This is a genomic window from Siminovitchia sediminis (assembly GCF_042680885.1).
Taxonomy (GTDB): domain Bacteria; phylum Bacillota; class Bacilli; order Bacillales; family Bacillaceae_C; genus Siminovitchia; species Siminovitchia sediminis.
The window spans coordinates 152,973-170,140 of the sequence record NZ_JBHUEO010000004.1; the positions used below are offsets into that span (position 1 = coordinate 152,973).

The window sequence follows — 17,168 nt, forward strand, 5'->3', positions numbered from 1 at the left end:
GGTCATCCTAAAGAGGCTGGGTCTAAGCAGACCATTCACTCCAATAGCGGAGGAACTAAGGCTGACTCCTGCACGGGGAAAGGCCGCGCTGAGACCTCGCAGTGCGAGAGCACGAGGAGGCTCACCGGCCAGCCTTGAAAAAACAAAAGAGATTTTTCGGAGCGGGTAATACTCACTCCAAACTTTTTTCCCGCCCTCTTCTCTCTTCTATCAAATATAACCTTGCTTCAATTATATCATTGCCTATCATGCCCCGATTGATTGTAAATAAAAACGCATCACCTGCTGTGATGCGATTACATCTGTTCTTTAGTTCTGCTGCATTTCTTTCGTTGGTCCCATGACACCCGGCACATTTAATCCTGCCTGGCGAATCAATACAGTCATCTGTCCACGATGGTGCGTCTGATGATCGATTAAAATTCTTAATAACTTCCCTCTGGGGATGTTTCCGAATACGCTGTTCACCTCTTCCAGCATATCCCCATCAGACAGTTTTGCTGCACCTTCAATGATTCCGTTACTTAACTTTTTATAGGCTTCCGCAATTTCGGAAACATCATTTGGGGCTTGCCGGCCGGGAGCAGGAGCTTTCACATCAAAACCTGCAGATTGTCCAAATGCACCACCCACAGAGACCAAATGCCAGGCTAGCCACCCCAAAGAATTATGCCCTTCAACGATGGACTGGCCTAACTTGTCATTTGTGATCGCTTCAATCGCACTTATTGTTCCTGCAGAAGCAGCTTCCCACTCCTGAACAAAATCCTCTACTTTTCGGTACATGCCTATCCCCTCATTTCTATGTATTATGTTATATTATACTGAATGAAAAAAACAAATTTCAATTTATGAGCATTAAAGAAAAAGTTCCCATGCAAAGGGAACTTTTCAATTATACTGAAGTAGCACCTTGTCCTCCGTCAATTCTGTAATAAGACCCGCTGATAAAAGAAGTACGGTCCGATGCCAAAAATGACTAAATCTGCCAATTTTTTCTGCACTGGCATACCGGTTCAATGGAACGGAGGCTTCAAAAGCTTTTCTTGCCTCTTCCGCACGATCTCCCATTGCACTTTTCTCTATTCTTCTCATCATTTCTGTATTTACTCCTGAAGGGCAGACCGCATTAACCCGTACGCCAAACTCAGCCATTTCAAGTGCAGCAGATTTATTGATTCCGATCACGCGTGCTTGGAAGCCACATAGGCACTCATTCCAGGTGCGTCCAGCAACCCTCCATTGGAAGTCGTGTTTACAACCGCACCGCTTTTTTGCCCTTTCATTACTTGAAGAGCATATTTTAACTCAAAGAATATGCCCATCACGCTAACATCCAATACATTTCGGCAGTTCTCTTCTGGATTGCTCTGTAATATCTTTGAATTCGCCATTAATGCCGGCATTGTTGATAAAGACATCAATGCGGCCAGAGTGATCTTTCGTTTTTTGAACATATTCCCTTACGTCATCTTCTTGGGCAACATTTGCTGTCAACAGTCATTTGTCTTTGGCATCAACAGGTTGACAGCTTGCTCAATCGGTTGCTTTTAAGTCTGCCAGAGCCAATTTGGCCTCTCTTTGGCAATCGCCTTGGCAGCGGCTATCCCTATGCCTCCCGCAGTACCAGTGATTAAAACAACTTTATCTTGAAACATCATCGTTGCAGCACACCTACCTTTAATTTAACAGCTCTATTTGTTGTCTATCAAAACAAACTTGATTCCGGTTCGTTACCCCTATAAAGACACCGACACCTATGAGGATGTCTTCTGTGTGTTTTGTAAGTACCGACGCTGCTGACGCTTATAGTCATTTTTGGCTCCATTTCCTCAGCAATAATTGAATTTCCTTTTCATGCGGCATTTCTTCTTTAGGTGTCTCTAATATCAATGGAACCCCTGCTGCTTGTGTCGATTGTATGAGATCGTCAAATTGCTCTTCTTTTATGCATCCTTTTCCAAAGATGGGAGCATGACGGTCCTTTCCCTCGCGTGTCCCATATTTAGAGTTATTGAAGTGAATTACCTGAAGTTCCTGAAAATATCCCAGGTCTGTACCTTTTTCTGCAAGATCCCTCCAATTGTCTCCATCCCATAAACCCGAAGCAAAAGCATGGCATGTATCCAGGCAAAAACCGATCTTCTCCGGATAGTCACATAAATTGCGGACATGGACGTGTTCTTCCAATGTTGTTCCCATCGTCCCAGGGATTCCCGCATTATTTTCAAGCAATATTTTGGCATCCCCTTCCCAGATATAAAGAATTTCGTTCAATACATCGATCATCAGACGGTAACAATCAAGAAGGGTAAGTTGAGCGACAGGCTTACCAAAATGAACAACGACCCCTAAAGAACCGCATGCCTCGCTGATTTCCAGATCATTTAATAAGGATTGAACTACATGCTCACGTTTTGTCTCGTTTTGGGGAGTTAAATTGGTGGGGTAAGGAGAATGGCTCACGGATACAAGCCCTTTTTCCAGACAAAACTCCTTGCATCGTGCCGCATCCTCTTTGGAAAAATCTTTCACCGTAAGATTACGGGGGTTTTTCGGAAAATATTGAAAGGCCCCCGCATTCATGGCATAAGCCTGCTGAGCAGCTCCGAGATAACCATTTCGAATCGAAAGATGGCAGCCAAATCGCATACTCTCCCTCCTGAACCTATAGCTGGCATTGTTGACAAAAATACATTTTATCTGCTTTCACAATCATGTTCCCACAACGGCTGCAATTCTTTCCTTCAACCCCATGAACAAACATTTGATAGCCTCCGGTTTTGTGGTCATCCCGGTATAGAGGATCCATATATCCTCCATGTTGCATTGCCAGTTGAAGAATAGATTGAATAGATCCGTATAAGCGAACCAGGCCGCTTGGTTCCAGTTCATTGATTCTTCTTTTCGGATGCAATTGACAATGCCATAAAATTTCATCTGAATAACGGCTGCCAATCCCGGAGAGCACCTCTTGATTCATCAAGGTTGTTTTTAAGCCGCCTCTCCTGTTTTGAAATATCGAGAAAAATGCATCTAAAGAAAAATTCGGATCCAGCGGTTCCGGCCCCAAATGCTGCAGCTTTCTCCAAATCATTTCAGGTGTATGCAAATGCAAATAACCCAGCCGCAGTCCGATAAAATAAAGATGATGATCTTGAAAGGATAATTGAACCTGAATGCTCCGGTCAGGCTGTTCTTCTTTTGTCCCATAATACATCCATCCCCCAAGCATCAGGTGCAGCAGCAAACAAAATCCGTTTTGAAGGCGGAATATTACATACTTTGCCCTTCTTTCAATCGATTCAATTTTTTGATGTAAAACCTTCCGGGTAAATTCTTCTATGGGTACATTGATAGATTTTTCCCGATTGATGACGACCCCAGTAATCATTTGGCCGCCGATTATCTGTTCCAACAACACTTTGTACGTTTCCATCTCAGGTAATTCAGGCATGCACTTCACTCCGCTGTATGTAATGTATTGTCATTATTCCTCAATGCGTAAAAAATATAATGTCCGAAAGGACTGGATGATATGGCGGGGCTAAAAAAGGCGGTGAGAAACGTTGATAATCAAACCCTATAAGGAACCGGAGTTGTTGCAAATTTACTCCAATAACCGGTTATGAGTGATTCTTAGATTTAGAGGGTCGTGGATTACTTTTCCAGTGACCGGTTATTAAGATTACTCAAATTCACTCACTTAAAAACAGTCTTGTTGATATGAAATATCACTCACCAAAATCACTCTTCCAGCTTTATCTGCTGAAAAGGAAATTTGATCTCCCATATGGTATTCCACTCATTCATTTTGTTCAATTGATGATCATCATTTATAATAAAACTTATAGGATTAAAAGGGTTTAATTCGGCCGGAGAGGAGAATTGGATGAACGTACAAGAAGCAATTAAAAACCGCAGAGAAATTACCTCATTTTTACCGAAGGACATTGAAAAAGAAAAGCTGGAGCGGATTATTCAGTCGGGGTACTTGGCACCCACAGGCAATAACCTTCCCTCACGTGAATTGATCGTTATCCAGGATCGCGATACATTACAATCGCTGTCAACCGCAACACCTTTTATGAAGTGGCTCGCTGATGCAGGAGCTGGAATCATTGTCACGGGAAGACCGGATATCAGTAAGTATTGGCTTCAGGATTCATCCATTGCCTGCGGATTTTTGTGGCTTGCCGCAACGGAGGAAAAAATAGGCGCAGCCTTTGGAGCCATTTATCATTCAGAGGATCAGAAGGAGTCGGAGAAACGTGAAAGCCATGTACGAAAGCTGGCTTCCATTCCAGAGGACAGGCGAATAACTGCAGTGATAGGGATAGGTTATCCCAATTATGAACCGACACCCAAGAAACATTTGCCTTTTGAGGAAATTGTTCACTTTGGACATTGGTCTTCCGCTGAGTAAATGTGCAAAATGCAGAGAAGACAATACCAGGAAGGAACCTTCCTCCCTTGACAGGGAGACTCCTCCTTCCCATGGAATTTCTTCACGATTCCAATGAAACAAAAGAGGCCATCTCCTTACATTCCAGGAGATGGCCTGATCATTTTAGGAAAAACAAGTTGCCAGTGTCCTTAAAAGTTTAAACACTCTGTGCGGGCACCCCTTTATTTGTGCAGGCCGCTTTTTCTTCGATAATATGTATAATCTTTGTCAATTGTTCATTGATGGGTGTGGGTACGTCATATTTTTCACCTAATTTACATACGGTTCCGCCAAAATAGTCCACTTCCGTTTTTCTTCCGGCTTCTATATCTTGCAGCATGGAGGTTTTCCCCTCTGGGGAAAGATGATTTAATACAGGCCAAAATCGATCAATATCGGCTTCTGTCAAGTTGGCACCGGTTTTTTGTGACAAAGCTACGACTTCACGCATGACAGACTTTGCCCAGTCATAGGCGGAAGGCAATGTCTGAAAAACACCATATGGGGCATTCAGTACGGCTGACGTTTGATTAATGGAAACGTTGATCATAAACTTCCACCACATCGTATGTAAAATATTGTCGGATATCACATAATCGATCCCAGCTCTTTCAAACAGATCCCGAACAGCCAATACATCCTCAGATCTGACGTTATGCTGATCTCCAAATTCAACTCTTCCCAGCGTGCTGAAACGGGTATCATCACCTTTCCTGACAGCATCAATTTCCACACTCATACTGTGCAAAATATGTTCACTTTTAAAAACCGAATAGATTTCCTCTTCACTGGAAATCCCATTCAGCAGAGATAAAATAATCGTGTCAGATCCGATATGGTGTTGAATATCTTTCATTGCTTGAGAGAGATCCGCATTTTTCACTGAGAAAATAACCAGGTCTGCCGGTTCCACTTTTGCATCTGCAGGAACGCAGTTAAAATGATAGACTTTCCCGTTTACCTTTACTCCATGGCTTTGATAACGATTGACTCGCTCCTCATTTGCCACCACTCGAAATGAATCTTTCAGCAATTCATGGAGCTTGCTTCCGTAAGCTGCTCCGATGGCACCCAGTCCAATTAATGATACGGATTCAATCCTTTTCATAATAGTTCCCACCCCTTTTTTCGTTATTTTACCATGCGCTGATGTCAGCTGCCACACTTGTACGGGCAAGCAATTCATTCAGGCTTGTCCTGATTGGAGCTTCATTAAAAAGCACAAAAAGCTGCCGAATCCATCCGTACAGCTTTTTGTGTGCTTATCCGAGGGCCACATCCAAAATCATCATTAAAACAAACCCAAACATCAGGCTCATCGAAGCAAGATCTTTATTCCCTTTTTCCTGTGAACCGGGAATGACTTCTTCAATCACTACAAAGATCATGGCACCTGCCGCAAAGCTAAGGGCATATGGAAGCAAAGGGGAGATAACAGTTACGGCAACAGCTCCAATGACAGCAGCTGCCGGTTCAACCATACCTGAAAACTGCCCATACATAAAACTCTTTCTTCTTGACAGTCCATCCCCTCTCAACGGCAAGGAAACTGCTGCTCCCTCCGGAATATTTTGAATGCCGATACCGATCGCTAATGCAAGAGCGCCCGCTAAAGAAGCCTCTGTTCCTCCGTTTGCAAGCGCACCGAAAGCAATTCCGATGGCAAGCCCTTCAGGAATATTGTGAAGCGTAAGAGCAAACACAAGTAATGTGCTTCGTTTCATTTTTTTGGACTGATATCCTTCTGCATCCGCCATCACGGCATTGGGATGAAGATGGGGGAGAATTTTATCCATAGCCCAAATGAAAATCCCTCCCAGTAAAAAGCCTGATGCAGCTGGAAACCATTCTCCGATGATATGGCCTTCAGACATGTCTATAGCCGGCCCAAGGAGCGACCAGTAACTCGCTGCAATCATCACACCACCGGCAAAACCGAGCATGCTGTCCAGCATCCGCTGATTGACTGTTTTCATAGTAAAAACGAGTGACGCTCCTACAGCTGTCATGAACCAAGTAAATAACGTAACCAGAAACGCTTGTGTTACGGGATTAAAACTTCCGAAAAAATCCTCCATGTTGAAGAACCCCTTTTTCTTTAAGCTTTTTTGCTTCTGGATATTTTCTTAACAAGACTTACCAATATATTATATCAATCTCTTTGGGCTGCGTTCCCCTTTTTTATCATAGAGATTTGTCCTTCACAGTCGATATCTTTTTTACTTTTCGAAGGTAATATGTAATGGACGAGGGATATCGTCCGTTGTGGTTACTTTGCCAGACGGATGATAAAATCTTCAATCATCCTCGTATCTTCCGGGTGAAACATATGTGCAGAGTTCTCGTACAAGACCATCTCTTTTCCCATCGGTGCCTCAACTTTTTTCAAAAAGCGCTCGACCGGTTTGCGGTCAACATGCACATCATGCTTTCCATGTAAAAAATAAAGCGGAACTTCAATTCTGTCAATAGAATGCAAATTAATGTTTGCAAAGTCTTCGATGAGCGCTTGAGTATAGGTTAAGTTGTAGGCACTGTAAAAAGTATGAAAAATATCCTTGAGGGTATAATCTTTTGAAAATAAAAATAATTTAATGCCGCCAGCCATTCCCGGATGCTTCACTTTATCACTTTCATATATCATGGATTTATATTTTATTAACGGGCCCCGAAAATCCGTAAATTGTTTTGGGTTTTTTACATAAGGAGGTTTCCCAATCCTTTCCAGCTTCGCAAGGGTTTTTTTATCATTGGCAGCCTTTGCCTTTTCTTTTACCCAATGATAGCAAAGTGTATCATTTTCGGTCCAATTCATAATTTGAGAAATTCCTATATACGCGTGGAGTTTGTCCGGGTATTTAGATGCAATGGATAATCCAATGATACTGCCCCATGAGTGACCTGCGAGAAAAACTTTATCCTTGTTAAAACGCTCTTTTAAAACATCTATTAATTCATTACTATCTTCAATAAATTGTTCAATTCTCATGGATTCGGAGGGTATTGTTTTGTTATAGGACTTTCCCGCCCCTCTCTGATCCCAAAGGACCAAAACAAAATGTTCGACCAATTTCTTGGTATTGGTGGCAACCGCATAGTCTTGCCCCCGGGATACTACGCCTGGCACAGGCATGCAAGGTCCACCGTGAATAAAAAGTAAAACAGGTTTTTCGGGGTTGATTGCCTGGATGAGAATGGTTTGCTCTACTCCTCCAAGCGTCACTTGTTCAATTAAGTCAATTCCTGTTGAAGGAATCGTAAAATCCCTTCTCCTTAAAAATAATGCCATGACCTTGCCCCCTCTTTTTTCATTCATTATATCTCTTTTCCTAATTTACAGACAATACATTTAAATCTTTTGTACTACATGGACAAAAAAAGACGCAAGGGCTGGTGTCCCTGCACCTTGCGTCTCATTGATATACCATTACGAATCTACTATGATTATCCATAACATTAATGTAAACCACTAATAGCATTAATATTGTGTCATATATTGCTCGCGTTCCCAAGGATGAATTTGCGTTCTGAATTGATCCCATTCAATTTGCTTGGCTTCAGTAAAATGTTCCAGCAAGTGATTGCCGAGAGCCTCTTTGATCACTTGGTCTTGTTTCAATAATTCCAGTGCATCAAATAATGACGCTGGCAGATCCCTGATACCGTTCGCATCTCTTTCTTCTTTCGTCATGTCATAAATATTTTCATTTACCGGATTGGGCGGCTGCAGCTGTTTCTTGATTCCGTCCAGCCCCGCAGCCAGGAGCACGGACATTGCCAGATAAGGATTAGCCGCTGGATCCACACTTCTGACTTCTATACGGGTACTTTTCCCACGGGAAGAGGGAATACGAATCAGCGGACTTCTGTTTTGTGCGGACCACGCAACATAAGATGGGGCTTCATAACCCGGCACCAGCCTCTTATAAGAATTGACAGTGGGATTCGTCACTGCCGTAAAATGGGGGGCATGCTGCAATATCCCAGCGACAAAATGTCTCGCTGTGTCACTGAGCCCCCATTCACCATCCGGATCACAAAAAATATTTTCCTTGTTTTTATGCAGGCTGACATTGCAGTGCATCCCTGAACCGCTGATGCCAAATATTGGTTTGGGCATAAACGTTGCGTGCAATCCATGCTTTCTGGCGATCGTTTTGACTACCAGTTTAAATGTTTGAATGTCATCACAGGCGCGAAGGGCATTTTGGTATTTGAAATCAATCTCATGCTGGCCCGGAGCCACCTCATGATGAGACGCTTCAATATCAAAACCCATTTCCTCAAGTTCCAGGACGATATCCCGTCTGCAGTTTTCTCCCAGATCCGTTGGGGCTAAATCAAAATAGCCCCCCTGGTCATTCAGGTTCATTGTCGGCCGTCCGTTTTCATCCAGCTTGAACAGGAAAAATTCCGGTTCGGCTCCCAGGTTGAAATCCGTATACCCCATCAATTCCATCTCGCGTAATACTCTCTTAAAATTATTCCGAGGATCACCTTCAAACGGGGTTCCATCCGGACGATAAACGTCACAGATCATTCTTGCCACTTTTCCTTTTTCAGCCGTCCAAGGAAATACGACAAAGGTGTCCAAATCAGGATATAGATACATGTCAGACTCTTCGATTCTTACAAATCCATGAATGGAAGAGCCGTCGAACATCATTTTATTATCCAACGCTTTATTCAGTTGGGCGACTGGTATTTCTACATTTTTTACTGTTCCAATTATATCGGTAAATTGCAGACGAATAAACTTTACATGAAGTTCTTCGACCAATCGTAAAATCGTTTCTCGGTCCATCCGCTAAGTTTCCCCCTAGTTGTTATACTATGAATTATTAAAAATCGTTGGCTCTCACTGCCTGCTCTATTCCACTGTGACGCTCTTTGCCAAATTTCTCGGTTTATCCACATCACACCCTCGGTGCAATGCAGCATAATAGGCTATAAGCTGAAGAGGAATGACAGAAACCAGCGGAGTAAGCATCTCATGTACTGCAGGCAATACGTACCGGTCTCCCTCGGCTTCAAGACCTGTGGAAGAAATGATACATGTATGGGCACCCCGGGCAGCCACTTCCTTCACATTTGCACGAATGCTTCCATTCACATAGGACTGCGTTGCCAAGGCAATCACAGGAGTTTCCTTTTCAATTAAAGCCATTGTTCCATGTTTTAATTCCCCGCCTGCAAATCCTTCTGCCTGAATATAGGAAATTTCTTTCAGCTTGAGAGCCCCTTCCAACCCGACATAATAATCGATGGACCGGCCAATAAAGAAGCAATCAAAGGCAGCACGCAAATACTCGGCTGCTATATGTTCAAATTCCTCTTTGTCATCACACAATGTTTCCATGGCATTGGCTGCAGCACCAAGTTCTTTTGCCAAATTCAGATCCGTTGATGCACCCTTGGCTTTTCCTGTTGCATATGCAAGAATACTAAGGACAGCAATTTGAGCTGTATAAGCTTTAGTTGAGGCCACCGCAATTTCAGGACCTGCATGTAGAAGCAGTGTAAAATCAGCTTCCCTGAAAAGGGTGGAGCCTGGAACATTTGTAATGACAAGTGCAGGATGATTCATTTCCTTCACCTTTACCAACACAGCACGGCTGTCCGCAGTTTCCCCGCTCTGCGAAATAAATATGAAGAAGGGCTTTTCGGTAAGCAAAGGCATGTTGTAACAAAATTCACTGGCAAGGTGTACTTCCACCGGAATAGCTGCCAGTTTTTCAATCAGCTGCTTTCCAACCAATCCTGCATGGTAGCTCGTTCCGCATGCTACGATATAGATGCGGTCAGCATCCAGGATGGCTGCTGTAACAGAGTCATCGATCTCCAGGCTCCCGCTTTCACCCTGATACTCTTGAATGATTTTTCTTAATACAAAAGGCTGCTCGTCAATTTCTTTCAGCATATAGTGAGGGTATGCTCCTTTTTCTATATCAGAAGTATCCCATTCCGCCCGGTAAATGTCTCTCTTGGCTACTTCACCTTGCAGATTATAAATCACAGTATTGTTTTTCTTCACGATCACTACATCCCGATCCTTCAATTCCAAAAACTGATCGGTATATTGGATCATGGCCAAGGCATCACTTGCCACGACGTGAAAACCTTCTCCAACTCCCATAAGCAGCGGGCTTTTATGCTTAGCCGCATAGATTGTATCAGGTGTTTCAGCATCGAGCATAGCGATGGCATAGGACCCTTTTAAAAGACGCAGTGTTTTCACAAATGCCTCTTCTGTTTCCATGTCTTTTGAAAACTTTTCCACTAGCTGAACAATCACTTCTGTATCCGTTTCACTTTGAAAGGCCGCATCCTGCAAATAGACAGCTTTCAATTCAGCTTCGTTTTCGATCACTCCATTATGAACCAGCGTAAAACGTCCTGAATGACTTTGGTGCGGATGTGCATTTTCTTTGCTTGGCACTCCATGAGTTGCCCAACGCGTATGGCCGATCCCTATATGCCCCGCAGTACCGGCGTCCACTGCAGCTCTCAGATCTGCTATCCGTCCTTTTTCTTTAAACACATGGACACCCGCCTGGTTTAAAACCGCAATTCCAGCTGAGTCATAACCTCGGTATTCTAATTTCTCCAAACCGTTTAACAAAATATCCTTCGCATTACCTGAACCAATATAACCGGTTATTCCGCACATCTGAACTCCTCCATTTCCGGGAGGGCAAGCGGCATGAGGGCGCACTTGCCCTCACTTTTTATTCGAATTTCACACCGGTACAATCTCTTCCCTCTGTCCACCGAGTCGCCTCAATGTTTTATGAAAGAGTATTCGACTGTGTACCGCAGCCGGGAGGCATCCGCCGAACATTCGATAAACCTCCTCCTCGTCAACTAGCAATCTATGCATACATGTATGTTCCGAATAAATGCTAGTTCTGGCGCTTTACAAACATTCTTGAACGATGCTCCTTTCTGTACTCGACTAAAAAAAGAACATGAATATCATACTATATTCCTTTTTTTATGGTCAATGGTAAAATTGATTAAGTATCAGTTTTATTTTTTTCTAAAAAAATTAAATACATATAATGGGGGGATGTGTATGAATAAAAAAGCATTCTGGATGGCAGTGATTACAATTATTGTATGGTCTTCAGGCTTTGCCGGTGTCCGTGCGAGTTTGTTGGGAGGCTATACTGCTGCCCATCTTGTTTTGATGAGATTTCTCATAGCTTCAGGAGTATTCTTCCTATATGCTTTATGGCCCGGAGCACATATGCGTCTTCCACAGAAAAAAGATCTTTCCAGGATCATACTGGTTGGGTTTATGGGTATTACGGTGTACCATGTCGGCTTGACTTTTGGAGTCCAGACAGTGTCAGCCGGAACTGCAAGCATGATCATCGGGTCTGCGCCTGTATTTACCTCGATCATCGCGATGATTGTGTTAAAAGAGAAAATGGATGTCCTGGGCTGGATCGGATTATTTATTGGATTTATCGGTATTGTATTAATTACAATTGGTTCTTCTGGAGCGAGCTTTACAATATCTGCAGGGACCTTGTATGTCTTGATTGCTACGATCGCTACTTCCTTATTTTTTGTTTTTCAAAAGCCTTTGCTTGAACGCTACAATCCCATTCATTTAACCGCCTATTTCACATGGGCGGGAACCCTTCCCTTGCTGATTTTTATGCCTGGACTTTGGGAAAATATCCAAAGCGCATCGATAGAAGCTCACCTTTCCGCTTTATACGTCGGGATTTTCCCTGCTGCCATCGCCTACGCAACTTGGGCCATTGCGTTATCAGCGGGCAATACAACGACCCTTTCGAGTATGCTGTATTTGGAACCACCGCTGGCTATCCTCATTGCCTGGCTGTGGCTTGATGAATGGCCCAGTACCCTTTCTTTAATTGGAGGAGCAGTCGCCATTTCCAGTATCTTCATTGTAAACTGGATCGGTAAAAAGAAATATTTGAAGAAGCATAACTTGGAAGGCTGACGCTATTTCCTGTACCATTTAAGGTGCATTGCTGTCCGCAATGCACCTTTTACACGATCTGGCTGCGGTTCGCCAGCCATCACTGTTATGCATTCATCTCCAGAACAACCGGGCAATGGTCACTACCCATGACATCGCAATGGATCTGTGCATCTGACAACCGTTCTTGTAATCTTTCAGATACCACAAAATAATCAATCCGCCAGCCGATGTTTCTTTCTCTCACCTTATTCATGTAAGACCACCAAGTATAAGATCCCGCTTGATCCGGATAAAAATACCGATACGTATCAATAAATCCGTTGTCCAGCAAAACGGAAAACTTCCCCCGCTCCTCATCAGTAAACCCAGAGTTTCCTCTATTGGATTTATCATTTTTTAAATCAATTTCTTGATGAGCGACATTCAAATCTCCGCATAAGATGACCGGTTTTTCTTTGTCTAGCTCCAGCAAATATTGAAGCATCAGATCCTCCCATTCCAACCGGTAATCCAGACGGGAAAGATCCCGTTTTGAATTTGGAGTGTAGACATTGACGACGAAAAATGCGGCAAATTCCAAAGTGATCATTCTGCCTTCTTCCTCCTTTTCTCCAACGCCCATACCATATTGGACCGAAAGTGGCTCAATCTTAGTAAAAACAGCCGTTCCGGAGTAACCTTTCTTCACCGCGTAATTCCAATACTGATGATAACCCTCAAGTTCCAATTGAATTTGGCCTTCCTGGACTTTTGTCTCCTGGAGACAAAATATATCTGCATCAACCTCTTTGAAATAATCAAGAAATCCTTTACGGATGCATGCCCGGATTCCGTTCACGTTCCATGATACTAATTTCATCAGGTGTATATCTCCCTTGCTATTGATCTGCCTAGCCTATAGTTTGCCACTCTTTTGAGCGGCAAACAAGCAGGGATAAATGAAAATAAGCGGATAATGCCACCTGAGTACAGCCACGTTTTAGTGCGAACGTGTGGCTGTCGTCCAAATGCGCCACATCCTTGGGCAAAGGCCTGCACTGGGCCTAAAAACAGATTCTGAAAGACAAAGTACTTCAGAAATGAACTTTGCAAGTTGGTAACAAGTTAAACAAAAATCCATCAAACAGCAGATGCATGCCATGCCCTGTAATTGCCTCTTCAGGTACATAAAGGGAAAGAGGCGCAGTTAGTGGACGTAAAAAAAGCCGGGGGCCCGGCCTTTAATCAACAGAGTATCTCTTCATGCTTTCCACGACTTTTGTAAACTCTTCCTTGGTATGGACAGGAATGCCTTGAATCAGCCTTAAATGCTGACTGCTTTCCATTTTCTTTACATCAATCTGAAAAAAAGAGCGGATGACATCGGACTGTTCAGGCTTTCCATTAAAGATCGATAGGGTGCCGTCTTCAGATATTCCAATATATCCGTTTGCTTTCAATAATGGTGAAACGTCATTTATATTTTTTTCAAATACTAATCGTTTTTCGTCCATGTCTACAAGCTGCCAGGACTCATATTTTGCCCAAAAGTCCTCTAACGCAAAGACTGTTTCATTAACGACTTCCTCGCTCATTGCTCCATCAAGATAGACTCGCTTTAAATGAACGGTTAACTCCAGAGGCTGTTCGGATTTGACAGACTCCCGATCTGATGCTTGTACTTCAGCGGACAGCTGACCGACATTATTCATGAATAGGCTGGCACTCATAAGAAATATGACTAATACAGCTTTCAACCCAGATCACCTCTACAGCCTTTCGTTAATATATAGGTATAGTGTGGCCGGTTTTTTCATTAAATATCCAAAAAAAGCATTGCCAAAGGACTGATCACCTTTTGGCAATGCTTTTTTTAGTTATGATAGACATCTTGGACATCGTCATCGTCTTCCAGCATGTCAATAAGTTTTTCCAAACTTTCCTCCTGCTCTTCATTCAATGAGGCTTCCGTTTGCGGAATCATCGTAATTTCCGCTGACGCAAATTCATGTCCTTCTTTCTCTAACTCTTCTTTTACCTGCATGTAGTTTTCAGGTTCTGTATAAATTTCAAAAACTTCCTCACTGGTCTCCATATCTTCCGCACCCGCTTCAATGGCTTGAAGGAGCAGGTCATCTTCTTCTATATCTTTTTCGTTTCGTTCGATGACGAGGTATCCTTTTCTGTCAAAAAGGTAAGAGACACAGCCTGCTTCTCCCAAATTCCCTCCATTTTTCGTAAAAGCATGACGGACATTTGACGCCGTTCTGTTTTTGTTATCCGTCAGGCATGTAACCATTACCGCTGCACCACCGGGTCCATAGCCTTCATATACTATTTCTTCATAATTTTCGGCACCCTGGTTTCCAGTTGCTTTATCGATGGCACGCTTGATATTATCATTAGGCATATTTGCCGATTTTGCTTTATCTACGACTAGACGGAGGGCCGGGTTTGTATCAGGATCCCCACCGCCGCTCTTGGCAGCCACATAGATTTCCTTTGCAAGTTTTTGAAAGATTTTTCCCCGTTTTGCATCTTGAGCGTTTTTTCTTCGTTGAATATTTTTCCATTTAGAATGTCCAGCCAATTGTCATCACTCCCTCTACACATGCCACTTTATTTTATCATATTTGTCAAGAAGGTTCTTCCCTTCATAGTACCTTCACTTGTTTATACGCTCCATTAGGTGCTCTGAATATTGCATTCTTTTTTTAAACTGCAGAAATGTGATGTCTTTAACATATTTCCAGTGCGCTTTTCTTCTTTTATCATCAAACTGAAGGAGATATTTCCACTCCCTGAAAATATCTGCCGGATATAATAATGCAGCTAAAAAAGGAAGATCCTCTGCATAGCGGCGGATCTCTTCTCCTTCTGAGAACAATTTTTTAGGTGACCAGTCCAGCGATGAGGATATTCTGTTGCAATATTGAAGAATATCAATATACTTGGGACCCATACTTATTAAATCAAAATCAATGATGTAGAGTCTTCCATGCTGTGTTCGGATAAAATTGTGGTGGGCGAGGTCCCCATGCAGGATACAGTGTGGTTCCCGGTAAAAATAAGCAGAATGTTGGTTCATCAGGCTGAGAGCATACTCACCTATGCGGGAATACCTTTCTAAATAAGGAAAAGCTGATGAATCTTTAAAATGTTGTATATCCGTTTGAAATTGCTTTATTCTTTTTTCCCATTTTCCCGGCAAATCGCAGGTGGGCAATCTCGCTTTCATTGCTTCCAGGCATTTGGACGTAGCATCGTGAAATTGGCTGATCAGGGCTAGTGCCTCTTTTCGGTCTTTTGCATGACTGTACTGAAATAGATCGTCGTTATCTGATTCAACAAATTGAATGAATCCCAGGCACCTTTTTTCAAAAAAACAGGGACCTGACTGATGAATCGGGTGGAATGTATAGGTATGATGAAAACCGTTTTCCCTTAACAATCGGGTCAATAGATATTGTTGATAAACCTTCTCAGGTTTGGAAAACTCTTTAATAATCCATTTTTCCCGTGGAGCAGCGGCGAGCCAAATCCCTTCTTTTAATTTGGAAATATTTCTGAACGGTATTCCGGTTATCTTTCTGACATAAAGAAGGAGACGGGATGAGAATCCGTCTCTTCTTCGATTCCTTCTATTCTTCATCTTCCCCTTCTTCTACCCTTGGCATCGTGGGATATGGCGTGCCTGCTCCCGGCAGTGTTTGCTCATATGGATTTTCCTGGCCGTATGGCATATGGCCCTGAGGCATTCCCATCTGCTGCATTCCATATGGATAAGACGGCATCATCGGGTATCCGCCTCCGTATGGCTGATTCCACCCTTGAGGCGGCATTGCCGGTGGATCCGTATAATCGGCCTCACCCATCATTGCAGTCGGATTTTGATAAGGTCCATGCGGATTGTGGTGGAACCCGTGATGATGGTGCATCATTTCCATGGAAGGTGAACTGGATGATTCCTCTCCCCAATGATGGGGCATCATCGGATGTTCAGCAGGTACTGCTCCGTAATCGGCTGCCCCCATGACTGCAGGCATTTGCCCATACATTGGCATTTGTCCGCCCATCGGCATTTGGCCATGCATTGGCATTTGCCCGCCCATCGGCATTTGGCCATGCATTGGCATTTGCCCGCCCATCGGCATATACGGATAGCTCATCATTCCATGCACGTAGGGCATCATCGGATAAGGATAACACGGATCACATATTGGCATTACCGGCGGTGGACAGTAAAAATGTGGATACATGGGTTGTGGGACTCCTCCTTCTATCGGCATAACCATCTCAGGCGATTCCTCTTCTTTCGGTTGTTGCTGTACCTGAGCCTGCATTTGGCTCATATTCATCATGTAATAATTGTTAATATCAATTTCCGGAAGTGATTGAGGCATAACCGGCTGATACATTTTTTGCGGCATTTCTTTCGGAACTTCCTTCTTTACTTCTTTTGGTTTTTTGGGAAGCTCTTTTGGCATCTCTTTTTTTGGCACTCCTTTTACACCTGCTTGCGGCATTTTGGGCATTTCTTTTTTTACAGCTGTACCGCCAGCAGGGACTTTGATTTTCATGCCGGGCATAATCATGTCTGGGTTTGATAACTGTGCATTGACTTTCTTCAGTTCTTCGAAATCAACGCCATACTTTTTGGCGATTTTCCAAAGAGTATCCCCCTTCTGCACAATGTGGATTTTCACTTCTTTTCCCCTCCTTAGGCATAAGTCCATACAGTGTATGATGAATTGGGCAAATTGTTATTCATCTATCAACAAT

Annotated in this window: 15 protein-coding genes and 1 pseudogene; 2 read left to right on the forward strand and 14 right to left on the reverse strand. The window is 43.2% G+C overall.

Features of this window, described 5'->3' with window-relative positions:
• Nucleotides 1-309 precede the first annotated feature (309 nt).
• The 4 genes and pseudogenes from ACFSCZ_RS02130 to ACFSCZ_RS02145 all read right to left on the reverse strand — a co-directional run bounded on the left by ACFSCZ_RS02130 (nt 310) and on the right by ACFSCZ_RS02145 (nt 3,457).
• A complete protein-coding gene (locus tag ACFSCZ_RS02130) occupies nt 310-786 on the reverse strand; it encodes a DinB family protein (protein WP_380772050.1) in 477 nt (158 codons plus the stop codon).
• 105 nt (nt 787-891) lie between these two features.
• Nucleotides 892-1,497, reverse strand: a pseudogene (locus tag ACFSCZ_RS02135) (SDR family NAD(P)-dependent oxidoreductase).
• Between the two features lie 315 nt (nt 1,498-1,812).
• Nucleotides 1,813-2,652, reverse strand: coding sequence for a deoxyribonuclease IV (locus ACFSCZ_RS02140; protein WP_380772052.1), 840 nt, complete (start codon nt 2,650-2,652; stop codon nt 1,813-1,815).
• 16 nt (nt 2,653-2,668) lie between these two features.
• Nucleotides 2,669-3,457, reverse strand: a complete 789-nt coding sequence (locus tag ACFSCZ_RS02145; RefSeq protein ID WP_380772054.1) for an Fpg/Nei family DNA glycosylase — start codon at nt 3,455-3,457, stop codon at nt 2,669-2,671.
• A gap of 435 nt (nt 3,458-3,892) precedes the next feature.
• Here ACFSCZ_RS02145 and ACFSCZ_RS02150 point away from each other — a divergent pair, with 435 nt between their 5' ends.
• Nucleotides 3,893-4,426, forward strand: a complete 534-nt coding sequence (locus ACFSCZ_RS02150) for a nitroreductase family protein (protein WP_380772056.1) — start codon at nt 3,893-3,895, stop codon at nt 4,424-4,426.
• Between the two features lie 178 nt (nt 4,427-4,604).
• On the opposite strand, the gene ACFSCZ_RS02155 is transcribed toward ACFSCZ_RS02150, so the two are convergent.
• The 5 genes from ACFSCZ_RS02155 to glmS all read right to left on the reverse strand — a co-directional run bounded on the left by ACFSCZ_RS02155 (nt 4,605) and on the right by glmS (nt 11,117).
• Nucleotides 4,605-5,555, reverse strand: coding sequence for a ketopantoate reductase family protein (locus tag ACFSCZ_RS02155; protein WP_380772058.1), 951 nt, complete (start codon nt 5,553-5,555; stop codon nt 4,605-4,607).
• A 154-nt stretch (nt 5,556-5,709) separates the two neighbouring features.
• Nucleotides 5,710-6,525, reverse strand: a complete 816-nt coding sequence (locus tag ACFSCZ_RS02160) for a ZIP family metal transporter (protein ID WP_380772060.1) — start codon at nt 6,523-6,525, stop codon at nt 5,710-5,712.
• 191 nt (nt 6,526-6,716) lie between these two features.
• Nucleotides 6,717-7,736: an alpha/beta fold hydrolase gene (locus ACFSCZ_RS02165; protein ID WP_380772062.1), complete on the reverse strand. Its 1,020-nt coding sequence runs from the start codon at nt 7,734-7,736 to the stop codon at nt 6,717-6,719.
• 189 nt (nt 7,737-7,925) lie between these two features.
• Nucleotides 7,926-9,251, reverse strand: coding sequence for a type I glutamate--ammonia ligase (glnA, locus tag ACFSCZ_RS02170; protein ID WP_380772064.1), 1,326 nt, complete (start codon nt 9,249-9,251; stop codon nt 7,926-7,928).
• A 66-nt stretch (nt 9,252-9,317) separates the two neighbouring features.
• Entirely contained in the window at nt 9,318-11,117 is a 1,800-nt protein-coding gene (glmS, locus tag ACFSCZ_RS02175) for a glutamine--fructose-6-phosphate transaminase (isomerizing) (protein WP_380772066.1), read from the reverse strand.
• 405 nt (nt 11,118-11,522) lie between these two features.
• Between glmS and ACFSCZ_RS02180 the strand changes: the two genes are divergently transcribed.
• Nucleotides 11,523-12,425: a DMT family transporter gene (locus tag ACFSCZ_RS02180; protein ID WP_380772069.1), complete on the forward strand. Its 903-nt coding sequence runs from the start codon at nt 11,523-11,525 to the stop codon at nt 12,423-12,425.
• 85 nt (nt 12,426-12,510) lie between these two features.
• Here the strand turns inward: ACFSCZ_RS02180 and ACFSCZ_RS02185 are convergent, their stop codons facing one another.
• The 5 genes from ACFSCZ_RS02185 to safA all read right to left on the reverse strand — a co-directional run bounded on the left by ACFSCZ_RS02185 (nt 12,511) and on the right by safA (nt 17,092).
• Nucleotides 12,511-13,266 (reverse strand): exodeoxyribonuclease III, encoded by a 756-nt coding sequence (locus ACFSCZ_RS02185; protein WP_380772071.1) that lies wholly within the window; start codon nt 13,264-13,266, stop codon nt 12,511-12,513.
• Nucleotides 13,267-13,627: 361 nt separating this feature from the next.
• Entirely contained in the window at nt 13,628-14,143 is a 516-nt protein-coding gene (locus ACFSCZ_RS02190) for a BofC C-terminal domain-containing protein (protein ID WP_380772073.1), read from the reverse strand.
• A gap of 116 nt (nt 14,144-14,259) precedes the next feature.
• A complete protein-coding gene (locus ACFSCZ_RS02195; RefSeq protein ID WP_380772075.1) occupies nt 14,260-14,976 on the reverse strand; it encodes a YebC/PmpR family DNA-binding transcriptional regulator in 717 nt (238 codons plus the stop codon).
• Between the two features lie 75 nt (nt 14,977-15,051).
• Nucleotides 15,052-16,038, reverse strand: coding sequence for a phosphotransferase (locus ACFSCZ_RS02200; RefSeq protein WP_380772077.1), 987 nt, complete (start codon nt 16,036-16,038; stop codon nt 15,052-15,054).
• Nucleotides 16,028-17,092 carry a SafA/ExsA family spore coat assembly protein gene (safA, locus tag ACFSCZ_RS20140; RefSeq protein ID WP_417774581.1) on the reverse strand — a complete coding sequence of 355 codons (1,065 nt, stop codon included), beginning with the start codon at nt 17,090-17,092 and terminating at the stop codon, nt 16,028-16,030. The genes ACFSCZ_RS02200 and safA overlap by 11 nt, the downstream gene beginning before the upstream one ends.
• Nucleotides 17,093-17,168 lie beyond the last annotated feature (76 nt).

What these genes read in the sequence shown, in the direction of transcription:
- glnA (WP_380772064.1), bottom strand. Translation starts at nt 9,251, where the DNA reads ATGGACCGAGAAACGATTTTACGATTGGTCGAAGAACTTCATGTAAAG.
- ACFSCZ_RS02140 (WP_380772052.1), bottom strand. Translation starts at nt 2,652, where the DNA reads ATGCGATTTGGCTGCCATCTTTCGATTCGAAATGGTTATCTCGGAGCT.
- ACFSCZ_RS02165 (WP_380772062.1), bottom strand. Translation starts at nt 7,736, where the DNA reads ATGGCATTATTTTTAAGGAGAAGGGATTTTACGATTCCTTCAACAGGA.
- ACFSCZ_RS02145 (WP_380772054.1), bottom strand. Translation starts at nt 3,457, where the DNA reads ATGCCTGAATTACCTGAGATGGAAACGTACAAAGTGTTGTTGGAACAG.
- ACFSCZ_RS02130 (WP_380772050.1), bottom strand. Translation starts at nt 786, where the DNA reads ATGTACCGAAAAGTAGAGGATTTTGTTCAGGAGTGGGAAGCTGCTTCT.
- ACFSCZ_RS02150 (WP_380772056.1), top strand. Translation starts at nt 3,893, where the DNA reads ATGAACGTACAAGAAGCAATTAAAAACCGCAGAGAAATTACCTCATTT.
- ACFSCZ_RS02200 (WP_380772077.1), bottom strand. Translation starts at nt 16,038, where the DNA reads ATGAAGAATAGAAGGAATCGAAGAAGAGACGGATTCTCATCCCGTCTC.
- glmS (WP_380772066.1), bottom strand. Translation starts at nt 11,117, where the DNA reads ATGTGCGGAATAACCGGTTATATTGGTTCAGGTAATGCGAAGGATATT.
- ACFSCZ_RS02185 (WP_380772071.1), bottom strand. Translation starts at nt 13,266, where the DNA reads ATGAAATTAGTATCATGGAACGTGAACGGAATCCGGGCATGCATCCGT.
- ACFSCZ_RS02180 (WP_380772069.1), top strand. Translation starts at nt 11,523, where the DNA reads ATGAATAAAAAAGCATTCTGGATGGCAGTGATTACAATTATTGTATGG.
- ACFSCZ_RS02155 (WP_380772058.1), bottom strand. Translation starts at nt 5,555, where the DNA reads ATGAAAAGGATTGAATCCGTATCATTAATTGGACTGGGTGCCATCGGA.
- ACFSCZ_RS02160 (WP_380772060.1), bottom strand. Translation starts at nt 6,525, where the DNA reads ATGGAGGATTTTTTCGGAAGTTTTAATCCCGTAACACAAGCGTTTCTG.